The sequence below is a fragment of the Burkholderia sp. RF4-BP95 genome, from assembly GCF_001521985.1.
Lineage (GTDB): Bacteria > Pseudomonadota > Gammaproteobacteria > Burkholderiales > Burkholderiaceae > Burkholderia > Burkholderia diffusa.
The window spans coordinates 125,453-139,534 of the sequence record NZ_LOSX01000087.1; the positions used below are offsets into that span (position 1 = coordinate 125,453).

The 14,082-nt window shown below is 59.9% G+C and carries 10 protein-coding genes; all 10 read right to left on the reverse strand.

Features of this window, described 5'->3' with window-relative positions; translation table 11 throughout:
* Nucleotide 1 precedes the first annotated feature (1 nt).
* Nucleotides 2-2,557, reverse strand: a complete 2,556-nt coding sequence (locus WS46_RS29075) for a T6SS effector BTH_I2691 family protein (protein ID WP_059692575.1) — start codon at nt 2,555-2,557, stop codon at nt 2-4.
* Entirely contained in the window at nt 2,554-3,405 is an 852-nt protein-coding gene (locus WS46_RS29080; protein ID WP_059692576.1) for a DUF4123 domain-containing protein, read from the reverse strand. The genes WS46_RS29075 and WS46_RS29080 overlap by 4 nt, the downstream gene beginning before the upstream one ends.
* 7 nt (nt 3,406-3,412) lie before the next feature.
* A complete protein-coding gene (locus WS46_RS29085) occupies nt 3,413-5,950 on the reverse strand; it encodes a type VI secretion system Vgr family protein (protein ID WP_059692577.1) in 2,538 nt (845 codons plus the stop codon).
* Between the two features lie 72 nt (nt 5,951-6,022).
* Entirely contained in the window at nt 6,023-7,369 is a 1,347-nt protein-coding gene (gene tssK, locus WS46_RS29090) for a type VI secretion system baseplate subunit TssK (RefSeq protein WP_059692578.1), read from the reverse strand.
* Nucleotides 7,370-7,502: 133 nt separating this feature from the next.
* A complete protein-coding gene (locus WS46_RS29095; protein WP_059692579.1) occupies nt 7,503-7,835 on the reverse strand; it encodes a DUF6693 family protein in 333 nt (110 codons plus the stop codon).
* A 4-nt stretch (nt 7,836-7,839) separates the two neighbouring features.
* Entirely contained in the window at nt 7,840-8,346 is a 507-nt protein-coding gene (gene tssJ / locus WS46_RS29100; protein ID WP_059692580.1) for a type VI secretion system lipoprotein TssJ, read from the reverse strand.
* An 80-nt stretch (nt 8,347-8,426) separates the two neighbouring features.
* The gene (locus WS46_RS29105; RefSeq protein ID WP_059447502.1) at nt 8,427-8,912 is read right to left on the reverse strand and encodes a type VI secretion system tube protein Hcp; all 486 of its coding nucleotides are present in this window, start codon (nt 8,910-8,912) and stop codon (nt 8,427-8,429) included.
* A 96-nt stretch (nt 8,913-9,008) separates the two neighbouring features.
* Complete coding sequence (gene tssC / locus WS46_RS29110) at nt 9,009-10,502, reverse strand: type VI secretion system contractile sheath large subunit (protein WP_059447501.1); 1,494 nt, start codon at nt 10,500-10,502, stop codon at nt 9,009-9,011.
* A gap of 27 nt (nt 10,503-10,529) precedes the next feature.
* The gene (gene tssB, locus WS46_RS29115) at nt 10,530-11,072 is read right to left on the reverse strand and encodes a type VI secretion system contractile sheath small subunit (RefSeq protein ID WP_059447500.1); all 543 of its coding nucleotides are present in this window, start codon (nt 11,070-11,072) and stop codon (nt 10,530-10,532) included.
* Nucleotides 11,073-11,109: 37 nt separating this feature from the next.
* Complete coding sequence (tssH, locus tag WS46_RS29120) at nt 11,110-13,791, reverse strand: type VI secretion system ATPase TssH (protein WP_059692581.1); 2,682 nt, start codon at nt 13,789-13,791, stop codon at nt 11,110-11,112.
* Nucleotides 13,792-14,082: the final 291 nt, after the last annotated feature.

A 14,082-nucleotide genomic window follows, 5' to 3' on the forward strand; every position in this document is an offset into this window, starting at 1 on the left:
GTCACCCCCCAGTCACGACAGCCAAATCACTCATCTCCGCTTCCAAGTTTTGATAACGGTCCTTCGCATCCAGGATGCCCCAGCAACAACGCTTCAGCCATTTATCAATCTTGTCGTCCTGAAGAAAAGTAGAAAACACCCCCGCGCCGATAAAAATAAAAATTGCTGCGACCGCCCAAAGAACGGAACCTGCCGAAATTAGAAATGCCGCTCCGACTCCTGCGACTGCCGATACAACAAGCGTCCCAGCTAGCGCGAAATTCTTGTGCCGATATGCTTCAACGGAATTTTTAAGATCCCAAAATGCATTTATTCCAGCAGCCAAAATCCCCAGCACCTTCGACGCAGCCCCCAGCCAAATCTCTGCCATCCCCAACACCGCCGCCCTCCCCTTCAACAAAGTCGTCTCGACCAAATTGCCAGCAGCTTTGGCTATGGTGTCCACCACGGTGGAGCCCAACGCGATCACAGCACTACCTAATCTGAACTGACTCTCTAGCTTGTCGCCCTTCATCGAACCGGCCAGATCTATCGATACCTTCTGATAGGCAGCCCACTGGAAAAGCCCCGCCAGCATGTTGCCGATAAACGGTATTGCCTTGCCTGCCGTTGCCACCCTTTGCGGCACATTGATCCGCTCCCGCCATGCGGACAGATTCAACCGTTCGATCTCCTCTGCGGAATGAAGCGAATTCGCAAGCCATTTGGCCTGCTCACTCTTGCTCAGCCCTTTCGGCATGCCTTTGATCGCCTCTTCATCGATCATCACAAGAAATTTCGACCTGACAACCGTGCTCATCGGCTCTCCTCGAATCTGAAGGCGACGCAATGCGAGCGACACTTCTCGCTGGATGGCGTTTTCGCTGGCCTTCTTGATACCGGAAGATTTCAGTAGTTGGCGAATAAGCGATGCTCGATATGCCTTATACGAGCCGGTCAACTCGACGGGCACAACCGGCCGGCCGCTGACAACACCGCACGCGACGAGGGCATGTCGGACCGGCCCATCTACTGCGCTTTGCAATGCCTGGGTGATCGACCCGCCAAGCGATGCCAATAACTTCCCTATCACTTCGGGGGCATGCTCGGCTACGCGCTTAATGGAGTTGTTGAACGCCAGCATCAGACTGTCCCAGCCGACTGTTTTCCACATGACATCTGGCTTGAGGCTTTCCGAAAATATTTTCTTGTTGCTCTCAAGATTCAGGACAATGCCGCGAAGCACCAGATTCTTGTCATCGGAGATCACGCCGTTCAACCAGCGCTCGTATAACCGCGCGCAAGGCTTGAATTGCTCCGTGCCCTGGATACATGCGGTGAGAACACGAGCATAGACGAGCCCGACTTCCGCGGAAGCGCTATCGTGTGTGCAATCCAGATGGTTCCGCATCTGGCTACTTGTCATCCACTGAACGTGAGACACCGCCAACGGATGCAATGTCCGTTCGCTGAACCGGCCATATTCCTGGTTGAATTCGTTTTGCCACTGCGCTCGAGCAGGTTCGTCGTAATCGACCTCATACTTCTTCCACGATTTCGACGAAACACGACTCAAGTCCGCCGGTGTGGCATCGGGAAGCTTCGGGGGATTTGCCACGTAGATCATGCGCCCGACCCCATCCGGTACGTAATGCCCGTCTTGCTCCAATTCGTCACCTGCGGCGATCTCATTCATTTCCGCACGATCAGTGACAGCAGCCTGGAGACTCAGAATTGCGGTGGAGACGCTCAATTTTCGGGAACGATCGGCAACGGCCATGAATCCGCCGTGAAGCTCGATGGCTCTGGCGCCGATTTCCGCCGCGATCCCGGCGGGATCGTCGATAATCAGCACGGCCCCGGGTTTCGGCCCCAATGACGTGGCGGCGTGTAACAGCCCATCTGTTGTCGATGCTCGCGAGTTGAACCCATAAGGCGAAAACGCGAAGGTTTCAACCTTTGACTTCATCGAATACTCCGCCACGATCGACGCCACGTTATCCAAACTTCGCGCGTGCGGCGCCTTGCGACTTTCCATCCACTTCTTCACATCGAATACGCGCATATGGCGGCTTCGATACGCCTCGTCCTGATTGAGTTGAAGCACCCGTGGCGTCCATTCGGCAACGGAATAGCCGACCCATATCCTTCCAGCGCTTTTTGGTTCTTTTACGGTAATGCACGCTGCAATTTCACGGTGCCCCGTCTTGTTACATGGTTCTCGGCCCTCCACGTAAGCACCGTTCAATGGCACACCAACCGGAACCTTCATCAGATATCCGAGCGGCGTGATCCAGTACTTCTCCCACATCCCTCGTTCGTCGTACACGTACAGAAAACCGTTGCGTAATGTCCGACCCGTATAGGCGGCTGACCCTCTCAGTGGAATCTTCTTTCCCCCATCGCCGTCAGCAGGTAGCAGATCGGCCGGCAGCATTGGTCCACCTGAATCCGGGTGCATGATTGCCGCTCGAACCGGGAGGATCGCTAACCCCTTTTTCTCGCAAAACTCGCAATCGTCGAGCGCAGCCGCCTTCGCCCTGGCCAGTGCAGTTAAAGAAGAACTTGCGTTGGTCACGATACCTCCCGTTCTCGATCAATCCGTTCAATGTCTGCGATTACATTGCTCCACTCATTTTCTGGAAACAACTCAGTCGCCTGGGCATAGGCTCCCGGTGTCGCCGCAGCAACTCGAAGGTGCGGCGCCAATTTCGGATGGCTGGTGAAGCTCCGACCGAGGAGGCAGCCGTGTCGCGCAAAGGCCATGCAATCCGATGCGTCCATAAGGCCAAACTCACTCTGCGCGGTACATAACCATTGATTGATCTCCTGACTGAAGCGCCACAGCTGCTTCATCTCAGTGACCTCGGGCATTGTCGCGAGTGTGCCGTTGACCAGTCCGACGTTGGTCAACGCAATCGACTGAGCCTCGTCGAGCTTGCTCCATTCGACCTCCGGTCGGCTAGTGAACTCGAGCTCATGCCATAGGCCGTGGAAAGGCACCCACCAGCGGCTTATACCGTCACAGAGAGCGGCAAGATGCGGAAGCGGCAATACCCACAACAGATGGAGAAATACGGCGGGGTCTGCAAAGCGCAGCAGAACACGCGAATCATCATCGAGCGTCACAGTGACTTTCCCCGCCAACTGACGTGCTTGCGCCTCGGCGCTCAAATCGCTGCAAATCAACATCGCTGATGCAATCTCAGGGGGAGCGACCACCAGAGACTGCGTAATCTCTTCACGCTGACTATCGTCAAGCTGATCGAGGCGAAGCACTACCGGGAGCAAATGGCGTTCATTTTCAAGCCAGTCGGGCACGATGTCGTGCCAAGGCAAATCACCCCTCCAGTCCCGGACGAGGAGGCGATCAGCCAGCAGATGAGTACTGACCGACATCGCATCGTTAAGTGTGCGGCTTTGCATGTGTCCCTCAGGAGAGCGGCACGATCGCCGCGTGCTTGACTGCCGCCTTGACCATACTCATTTCGCAAACCTTGAGTTCAGCGGCAGGTATACCCTCAGACGCGCTTCGCGGCCCCGGCATCTCGTGAATTGCCGCGTAGGATTGCCACTGCCCGGGCGTGCCGTTGGTAATGCCCGAGTTATTGAGCGTGATGAAACTCTTCCCGCCGCGCAGCGATAGTTCCTCTTCAGCCCAGATTTCGATCTTGGTCGCGGTCTGCCTGATCCGGATTTTTGCCATCAGGTTAATGGTGTCCTTGAGCGATTCAATGTCAATTGAACCTGCGCCGGCAATCAGCTTGATTCCGGCGTCGTAGACGAAAATCCGCAATTTTTCCTTGATAGTTGCAAACAGTGAGCGTCCGGTGGCAATGCCGAGATGCTCACCCGTCGTCAGCGCGAGATGCTCGCCGCTTGCGATATGCGTGCTACCCGCTGTTGTAGCTTGAATACCAGCTGGACTGGCAAGCGTAAGGTGTGGCTCAGCAAACTCTGGAAACGGGTCACTGCCTGATTTGGCTCCGCCCCGGATTGCATCATTCTGTGCATTCAACGCGGTTGTGACCTCACTCTGATCACTATTCGCCTCCTGCGCGTGGTTCTGCTGAGCCAGTTGTGCGAGTCGTTCGTGCGTGTCACGCGCTTCTACAAGCCGCTGGACGGTTTCGCCCATCCCTTTGACATGGCCCTCCGCATCCGACCGTGCCTCGGTGGTGACCAACATTCCCAACGCCGAACGGACCACCCCCCACAAACCGGTCGCAAGCTCAAAGCCGCGACCACGTTCCTCTTGCCGCCCCGCATTCCCCGCAATACGCGTGATGTACCCCAAATTCAACTGCGACGCGCCTTCGTCACTCGACAGGTGCGCCTGAATCTTTCCGTTCGTATCGTCGAAAGCCAGCGTATTCGCCCGCCGAGCACCGATCTCCTTGCTACGAAAACCGGCAAGCGTCTGGTTCTCCGGCAATGCAAACGGCGGCATGTTGAACGCATTCACCGCACTACCGACGATGATCGGCAAGTCCGGATCACCATTCGCGAATGCAACCTCGACCTCGTGGCCGCGACGCGGCAGGAAGATGCCGCCGAACTGATCGCCATGCCACGCACCGGCAACACGTACCCAGCAGCACGAACGTTCATCGTTGTCGCCGAGCCGATCCCACAGGAATTGCAACTTCACCCGACCGTATGCGTCCGTCCAGATTTCCTGGTTCTCCGGACATGTCACAACGGCATATTCGACGCCGGTAATGCGCGGCTTCGCGATCGTGCGCGGCAACCGAAACGGCTCATGGGTCGGCTGCAGCACGAAGTCCGCTTCGCAGTGGTAACGCTGACCGGAACCCGATGCCTCGCCAACCTCTTCGATGGTCAGCTTGCAGCCGATGACCGCATACTCCCGGTTGGCGGCGTTCTGCGGATAGTGCGACAGCACAAAGGTCTGGCCGACGACCAGTCCGCGCAGATTGCCCTGCCCGGAAGCCCTGAGCCCCTGGCAGCGATACGCCTGCATCTGCACGAGCGTCAGGTATTCCGCTTCGGTCCGCGGCTCATTGGGCGCGGCCGACAGACCTCCCATACCCGCCTGCGGCTGCGCATAGTCGCCCCACGTGTAATGCTCCTGATGAGCGAGCCCCGTATCGCGCGGATCCTCTCGCCCAACCGTCAGATCGGCGCGCGGTCGCGTGTAGTCGTAATCGACACTCGTGACTGCACCGGTCGTCAACGCATTCGAGATCGACAACGCGTGAATATGCTCCTCGTCGACACGCCGGCTGTCGGGGGCTTCATAGCGGATCGTCGCGTAGGCTTCGCCGTGCGGCTTGAGCGCGGCGATCGCATCGCACAAGACCAGACGATGCTTGCCGTCGGCATGCTCGAAGAAGTAGAAGATGCCCCACTCCTCCCACAACCGCTGCAGGAACGTCCAGTCGCTTTCGTGGTGCTGGCGCTGGATGTCCCGCTTGGGCCAGACGTTGTTCGGACGCGGCGGCGTCAGCCGCTTATCGACCGGAAACAGGTACGTCGAGAGCACCGCGTCGGTGATCTCGATCACGGACATGTCCTGGAAGATCCGGCAATCGCAGTTCTTCGTCGCCAACCAGAGCCACGGTCGAAGCGTGACCGCGTACACGATCGATCGACCGTCTTCTCGCAGGATGGATGCGCGCGAGACGATTCCGGTGATCTCGCGCGTGCCCGCGCCGATGTTCGCCATTCCAGCGTTGCCTGCAAGGCCGCGAATGAAATGACCGACACCCTCGAGTTGAATCGTGACGGTCAGCTCGGTGCCGATCAGCTTGTCGAGATCGATATTCGCGGCGATGGTTTGCGAGAACGCGAGTTCGTCCGGGGTTTTTAGCTCGAGTGTGTACTCGAACAACTCGCCAACGGCTTCGCCGCCGGTCAGCTTCACCGGCGTGAGGATCGGACGATCACCGTACGTCGGCATGGCCGCGCCGCTAACCGACAGCGTCCGTGGTGAGTCAAACAAAGCCATCCCGACATCTCCATTGAATCGATCGAGCCATCGACTGTCGATAGCAATCCAGCCGCTTCGAATCCGTCACGCTTATGCGCGCACGCCCCACAACTCCAATCTCAACGACGGGAACTCACCCGCCACGTGCAACGCGATACCGCCGTGACGCACGACTTCCTCCCAAAGCGGCCCGCCTTGCGTCAACTCGTAATAGATGTAGCCCGCGTTGAACGGGATCTGCCGCGGTGGCACCGGCAGCGCCTGCAAACCGATACCCGGCAAGTGACTGCGGACAAGGCTCGGCAACCTTTCCGACGGCCCGGCCTTCGCCTGCGCCAGGAATTGCTGCTTCAGCACGTCAGGCGGCATCGCCGCGTGAACGGCGAGCACCAACGCGGTAAAGCCCTGCATATCGACCGGATCGACCACCGCGTTGCGCATCCCGTGGCCTCGATCTTCGAATGCAATGCTCTGCGCGCTGCGCACCAGCACGGCGTTCAGCAGCCGGTGCGTATCGTCGACGACCGGCTTCAGACACAGATGCGGCGTCGTGTGCTGATAAGGCGGATGTGTGTCGAGCGGCCGACGCGTATCCGTGCGCAGATGCGTCGACAGTTCGCCCGCCATGCTGATCAGCAGCGCATAAACATCGGCCGGCGGTACGGTCGGCACCCGCAGCAAGTGCTGCAGCAACGGCTCGTAGCGGTTCAGGATCTGCAGCAGCAGGTAATCCGTAACCGTCGCCGCGCTCGCTGTCGTCTCGTCCGTGCCGGCGAGCCGTTCAGCGAGCGCATTCGCACGCAGATGCGCGAGATCGTGGATTTTCGTCACCCAGCTTGCGAGGAGGTCGCTCGCGCCATAACCGGATACAGGTGGCACAAGCGTGTCGTCGAGCTCGATACTGCCGTCCGCGCGGATCGTCTTGACACGCGTGAGTGCGAGGCCGATCCACGCATCGCCCAGCTCCTTTTCCGGCATCAGGCGCAGGCGCAGATTCGACAGTTGCACGGCCTCGGGGGCAAGACCGATCGAATTCGTGTCGCGCAATTCCGTATCGAACACCAGGTAGCGCGCCAGGGAATCCGCGCTGTTCTCGAACGTCGTTTCTTCACAGTTCGGCAGCCGGACCGGCACCGCGAGATAGATCACCTGATCGAGGTGTTCGGGCCGAATCGTCAACGGAGGCGGCGGAGGTGTATTGCCCGGCGCATCGAACGGCGTGCCGTCGGCGAACACGCCGGCGGCCGTTTTGACGATCACCTTCCCGAGCGCCAGCGACTCCAGGTCGAGCGCATAGCTCGCGAAGCCGAAAAAGAACGGCGACAACGGGGTCGCACGCATATGCGCGTATTTCTCGAAATAGCGATCCTGTTGCTGGAACAGTTGTGGACGGAAAAACAGCCCCTCCTGCCAGGCAACCTTGGCATACCAACTCATACGTGTTGTCCGATTGTCCGTGCGAAAGATGGGCCATACCCATCATGTCTGGCCGCCAGGTCCAACTCGGACCTGGCTGCGCGAAGCGCCTGCATTTTTATGCCATCCACTCAAATACGCGCCATGAGATCGATCAGTTGCTGACCATTCGCGTATGGTTCATGCAGTGCGCGAGGATCTTGTACAAAAAGACGAAGTAACCGATGCCCAGCGTGACGATCGAGATCAGCGTCCAGATCACGATCTTTCCGATCATCGTCGCCAGATCCATCGTGCACTCGAGCCTTCCCACTACCTTGCCGTCTGAATTGACGGCGACCGTTCGACTGATCACGAATCGGTACAGGTAGTACGGATAGACGAACAATGCGAGACCGAACGTGACAATCGAAAGAAGGATCCAGATAACAGCGTGTCCGATGATGTCGGTGACTGTCAGTTCCGATTTCAAATTGAGATTGCTCATGCTTTTATTTCTTCCCCGTCTCTCGCACGCTGACTGCCTTGGCGTCGAGAGCAATGTCCAACTTCAGTTTTGGTGTGAAAAAGCGATACCACGCCTTGTCGGGACCAGTCGGTATCGTGTAAACGACTCGCCAGACCGAATTGGGAAGATCCCGATAAGCCGCGATCACGCCGATGGCCGTCGTATCCGCACCGGAATACCGAACGATCTTCTTGTGCTCGCCCGGACGCAGCTGCAGTTCGTCACGCTTCACGACGTCATCGCCCAATACCGTCTTTTCCTGCGTCTGCAGCGTGAAAAAGTCGGCTGTGCCGAACGCGATGTCGTTCTTCAGTTCATAGATGCGAACGACGATCGGCGCGGCCCGACCGCGATCGTCGGGGTTGACGTCCGGTCGCGCGTTGACCGTCAGGTCAAACCGAACCGGCTCTTTGGGCTTCGGTTCGCCGCTCGCACAGGCCGCAAGAATCACGACGCTGGCGAGCGCGGCGGCAGTCAGGATCGAACGCATGCTGATTTCACCTCGAATGCAGCAAAAAGGCGCTGCGCGTGCGCCGAGACACCCATGCGCACACGCAACACCTCGCCGACTTACGCTTCCTTGTTGCCCTTGATGTCGAAGCCGGCCGTCACCGCGCCGCCGCTGCCGCCTTGCGCGTTCTGCACGACGTATTCCTGCTTCACTTTCGCGAACGACAACGCGACCGTCTCACGACTCTTCTCTGCGTCGCTTTTGCTGCCGGACGGCTTCACGCGTGTGACGATGACGTCGCTCATCGTGATCTTCAGGTACTCGAGCGGGTTGCCACCGGCCTTGCGCATCACGAGCGTCGCCTGATCGATATGCTTGCCGGTCAGCGCGTACTTCATCAGGTTCGGGCTCGCGCGATCGATGTTGTGTTCGAACGTCAGATCCTTGACCGTCGCCTTGCCCGCGCCGCCGCCGCTTCCGGCATGCATCGTCGATTCCTGGGTGATTTCCCAATCCCAGTTCAGGACTTCGATCTCGTCCTTGTGCTTGTCGTCGAGCGATTCACCGTTGATACCATCGATCTTCAGAAAAATGTCCTGCGCCATACGTAGTACTCCTTTACTTACGTGAGTAGAAAAAGGCCGTTCACCACAAAATGAAACGCTTGAATGTCCGGCCCGATGGGATGGGTTATCTTCCGCTTACGCCGCTTCCTTGATTGACGGAAGCTTCGTCACGAGCCGCAGCGAGACCGTCAGCCCTTCGAGCTGAAAGTGCGGACGCAGGAAGAATTTCGCCTGGTAATAGCCCGGGTTGCCCTCGACGTCTTCGACGAGGACTTCCGCCGCGGCGAGCGGTCGGCGCGCCTTGGTGTCCTGCGACGAGTTGGCGGGATCCGCGTCGACATAGTGCATGACCCACTCGTTCAGCCAGCGCTGCATGTCCTCGCGCTCCTTGAACGCGCCGATCTTGTCGCGCACGATGCACTTCAGGTAGTGCGCGAAGCGCGAGCAGGCAAACAGATACGGCAGGCGGGCCGACAGGTTCGCGTTGGCGGTCGCGTCCGGATCGTGATACTCGGCCGGCTTCTGCAACGACTGCGCGCCGATGAAGGTCGCGTGATCGGTGTTCTTGCGATGCACGAGCGGAATGAAACCGTTCTTGGACAGCTCGGCCTCGCGCCGATCCGAGATCGCGATCTCGGTCGGACATTTCATGTCGACGCCGCCGTCGTCGGTCGGGAACGTATGGCACGGCAGGCCCTCGACCGTACCGCCCGACTCGACGCCGCGAATCAGCGAGCACCAGCCGTACTGCTTGAACGAACGGTTGATGTTGACGCCCATTGCGTATGCCGCGTTCGCCCAGCCGTAGCGGCTGTGATCCGAGCCGTTGGTGTCTTCTTCGAAATCGAATTCGTCGACCGGATTGGTCTTGGCGCCATATGGCAGCCGTGCGAGGAAGCGCGGCATCGTCAGCCCGACATAACGAGCGTCTTCGGTATTGCGCAGCGAATTCCACGCCGCATATTCGAGGTTCTGCGTGAAAATCTTCGTCAGGTCGCGCGGGTTCGCCAGCTCCTGCCACGACTCCATCTGGAGCACCGACGGGCCGGCCCCCGTGATGAAAGGCGTGTGAGATGCTGCGGCGACCTTTGCGATCGAACCCAGCAGATCGACGTCGGGCGGCGTATGGTCGAAATAGTAGTCGGCGACGATGCAGCCGTACGGCTCGCCGCCGAGCTGGCCGTATTCCTGTTCATAGATCTGCTTGAAGAGCGGGCTTTGATCCCACGCCAATCCCTTGTACCGACGCATCGTACGGTGCAGCTCGGTCTTCGAGACGTCCAGGACGCGAATCTTGAGATGCTCGTCGGTTTCCGTATTCGACACGAGGTGGTTCAAGCCGCGCCAAGCCGATTCCAGCGCCTGGTAATCGTCGTGGTGCAGGATCAGATTGATCTGCTCGGAAAGCTTGTGGTCGATCTGCGCAATGATCGCCGCGATGCTCTTGTAGGCGTCGTCGCTGATGGTCGCGGTCTGCGCAAGCGCCTGCTCGGCGAGTGTCTGGACCGCGGATTCAACCGCCTCGCGGGCCTGGTCGGTCTTCGGACGGAATTCCTTTTCCAGCAATTGCGTGAAGTCGGATTGAGTGGCCGTCTGCGTTTGCGCGGCCTGTGCGTGTTGCTTCGCCATGGTGGTCATCCTCGATCGGTTCGTCGGTCAATTGGCTTCGTTCTGGTCGACGGCACCCGCTTCGTGATGCTCGGGCTTCGGCGCAGCAGCCAGCGATTTCAGGAGCGCCGGATCCTGCAGCAACTGCGTCACGAGCGCTTCGGCACCCGACTTGCCGTCCATGTAGGTTTGCAGGTTCGCCAATTGCGTACGAGCCTCCAGCAACTGGCGGAGCGGTTCGACCTTGCGTGCGATGGCGGCCGGGGAAAAGTCCTCCATGCTCTCGAAGGTCATGTCGACCATCATCTGGCCTTCGCCCGTGAGCGTATTCGGCACGGCAAATGCGACGCGCGGCCGAATGGCCTTCATCCGCTCATCGAAGTTGTCGATGTCGATTTCGAGGAATCGCCGGTCGGACACCGCCGGAAGCGGCTCGACCGGATGCTTGCCCGACAAGTCGGCCAGCACACCCATGACGAAAGGCAGCTCGACCTTCTTCTCCGAGCCGTAAACCTCGACGTCGTACTCGATCTGCACGCGCGGCGCACGATTGCGCGCAATGAATTTCTGCGAACTGCTGGAAGCGGACATGGACAGGTTCTCCTGAACGGTGGGAAATGGACGGCGCTTAGCCAAGCGGCTCGTCCAAGCGAGAAGGCATTGCATCGAAGGTCAGCGCCTGCGCGGGATCGGCGGCCGGGTCGGCAACACCGACCGCAATGCGCGCGAGCTCACCTTTCGACGCGAAGGCATCGAGCCAGAGCGCCGACAGGCGCGGCAGGATGTGTTGTTCGATGAAACCGATAAGGACGCGTGCACCGGTTTCCTGAACGAGACAGCGACCGACGATGTAGCCGACCACCGCATCGTCGAACGTGAGCGCGATGTCGTGAGCGTCGGACATCCGTTTCACGACGCGCCCCAGGTGCAAGCGCACGATGCGAGCGAGCGCGTCGTCGGCCAACGGCCGGTATGGCACCACCGTCACACGGCCGACGAAGGCCGCCGGGAAAGTTTTCAGCAACTCGGGAGCAAGCGCCTGCCGCAAGCCGTCCTGGTCCGGTGCGAGCGCGGGATCGGCACACAGGCTCGCGCTCAAGTCCGCGCCGACATTGCTCGTCAGCAGGATCGTCGTGTTGCGGAAATCGACATGGCGGCCGTCGCCGTCTTCCATGTAGCCCTTGTCGAACACCTGGAAGAACATTTCGTGCACATCGCCATGGGCCTTTTCGACCTCGTCGAGCAGGACGACCGAATACGGACGGCGGCGCACTGCTTCGGTCAGCACGCCACCCTCGCCATATCCGACGTAGCCCGGCGGCGCCCCCTTTAGCCCCGAAACGGTGTGCGCTTCCTGATACTCGCTCATGTTGACCGTGATCAGGTTTTGCTCGCCACCGTACAGGGCCTCGGCCAGCGCCAGCGCGGTTTCAGTCTTGCCGACGCCCGATGGGCCCGCGAGCAGGAACACGCCCAGCGGCTTTTTCGGATCGATCAGGCCGGCTCGTGCGGTCTGCACGCGTTCGCCGATCAGGCGCAGCGCGTCGGTCTGACCGACCACGCGCGCCTCCAGCGTTTCCGACAACCGACGCACTGCGTCGAGTTCGTCCGTGACCATGCGGCCGGCAGGGATACCCGTCCAGTCGGAAACAATCTCCGCGACGATTGCCGCATCGACCTCCGGAAACACGAGCGGCGCATCGCCCTGCAGCGTCAGCAACGCCTGTTCGAGTTCGCGGAGCTCTTCGCCCGATACCGGTTCGTGCGCCATATCGCCACGCACGGTTTCACGTGCGGCAAGCAATGCCTGCGCGGCCGCCGTCTGTTCACGCCAGCGGACCTCGACCGCAGCCTCGTCCGCTGCGAGCGCGGCGATGCGTTCGCACACGCTTTCCAACGCCTTGCCTACGCCCAGCCCGATACGAGCTTCCTGCGCGAGTAGCGCCTCTTCCGTGCGGACGGCAGCAAGCCGTTGACGTACATCGTCGAGCTCTCTCGGCGTGGCATGCTGAGACAGCGCCACGCGTGCGCACGCGGTGTCGAGCAAGCTGATCGCCTTGTCCGGCAATTGCCGCGACGGGATGTAACGGTGAGACAACGTCACTGCACCGCGAATCGCCTCGTCACGCACCACGACGCCGTGATGCGCCGAAAACGTTTGCACGAGCCCCCGCACCATGTCGACGGCAGCGGCCTCGGACGGCTCCGCGACCTGGAGCACCTGAAAGCGTCGCGTCAATGCGGGATCTTTCTCGATATGCCGCTTGTACTCGGCCCAGGTCGTCGCGCCAATCGTGCGCAGCGTGCCGCGCGCCAGCGCCGGCTTCAGGAGGTTGGCGGCGTCGCCCGTGCCGGCCTGGCCGCCCGCGCCGATCAGCGTGTGGATTTCGTCGATGAACAGGATGACCGGCACCGGCGACTTCACGGCCGCTTCGAGTAACGCCTTCAGTCGTGCCTCGAATTCCCCCTTCATGCTGGCGCCCGCCAGCAACGCGCCGACATCGAGGCTCAGCAGACGCACATCCGCAAGCTTCGGCGGCACGTTGCCCGATGCGATCGCACGCGCGAGCCCCTCCACCACGGCCGTCTTGCCGACTCCGGCTTCACCGGTCACCAACGGATTGTTTTGTCTACGGCGCAGCAACACGTCGATCATCGTGCGAATCTCGAGTTCGCGCCCGATGACCGGGTCGATCTCGCCGGCACGCGCACGCGCCGTCAGATCCGCGCAGTACTGATCGAGTGTGCCGCCCTTCGGCGTGGCCGGCATCGCACCGGACGCTTCGCCCGGCGTGGCAGGCAAATATTCGCTATGGTCATACGGGCCGTCGTCCGCTTCCGGCGAGCCGGCTATCCAGGCTGGCAGAACGTCGTCGACATCACCGACCGGGATTTTGCCGAACGCCGGAGAGATCTCAAGCATGACGCGCCGCAGTTCGGGTGTGGACACGAGTGCCGCGATCAGCCACGCGCCGCGCACGCGGCGATCGCCGTATTCGAGCGTCGCGAGCACCCAGGCACGCTCGATCGCCGATTCGATATGCCACGAAAAGTCGTTGATCGAGCTCGCGCCGGCGGGCAAGGCGGCCAGTGCCCGAGCGAGATCGCGCTCGAGCCCATCGCGATCGATCGCGGCGTGACGCACGATCCGTTGAAGATCGCCGTCCGGTTGTTGCAACAACTGGTGCAGCCAGTGAGCGAGCTCGACGAACGGATTCCCGCGCAGCTTGCAGAAATTCGTTGCTGACTCGATACCTCGGTAAAGCTGGACCCCGAGCTTACCGAATAGCGCTTGGCGAGAAATGGTCATGATGATCTTTGTTGTTGGCCGCAATGGTTCCAAGCACCATGCAGCATCTCTCAGGACTGCTATACAGACTTTCTTCCGGACGACCTCCGGAAATACTGACACGCCCCTCTCTATTCAATTCAATCGGCCAATCAAATAGAAGGCGCATTATCGGCACGAATTGCAACTTCCGTCAATGCGAAAAATCAGCAATATTTTCCAAGAACACCTCCAAATCTATTTTTCGCAAATCCCCATCACCCCACACACAACTTCAGGTCGATGCTCGACTGCGGGCCCAACCAATCACCC

Excerpts from the sequence above, each read along its gene's own strand:
- tssB (WP_059447500.1), bottom strand. The coding sequence starts at position 11,072 with ATGTCCGCTTCCAGCAGTTCGCAGAAATTCATTGCGCGCAATCGTGCG.
- tssJ (WP_059692580.1), bottom strand. The coding sequence starts at position 8,346 with ATGCGTTCGATCCTGACTGCCGCCGCGCTCGCCAGCGTCGTGATTCTT.
- tssH (WP_059692581.1), bottom strand. The coding sequence starts at position 13,791 with ATGACCATTTCTCGCCAAGCGCTATTCGGTAAGCTCGGGGTCCAGCTT.
- WS46_RS29095 (WP_059692579.1), bottom strand. The coding sequence starts at position 7,835 with ATGAGCAATCTCAATTTGAAATCGGAACTGACAGTCACCGACATCATC.
- WS46_RS29105 (WP_059447502.1), bottom strand. The coding sequence starts at position 8,912 with ATGGCGCAGGACATTTTTCTGAAGATCGATGGTATCAACGGTGAATCG.
- WS46_RS29085 (WP_059692577.1), bottom strand. The coding sequence starts at position 5,950 with ATGGCTTTGTTTGACTCACCACGGACGCTGTCGGTTAGCGGCGCGGCC.
- WS46_RS29080 (WP_059692576.1), bottom strand. The coding sequence starts at position 3,405 with ATGCAAAGCCGCACACTTAACGATGCGATGTCGGTCAGTACTCATCTG.
- tssK (WP_059692578.1), bottom strand. The coding sequence starts at position 7,369 with ATGAGTTGGTATGCCAAGGTTGCCTGGCAGGAGGGGCTGTTTTTCCGT.
- tssC (WP_059447501.1), bottom strand. The coding sequence starts at position 10,502 with ATGGCGAAGCAACACGCACAGGCCGCGCAAACGCAGACGGCCACTCAA.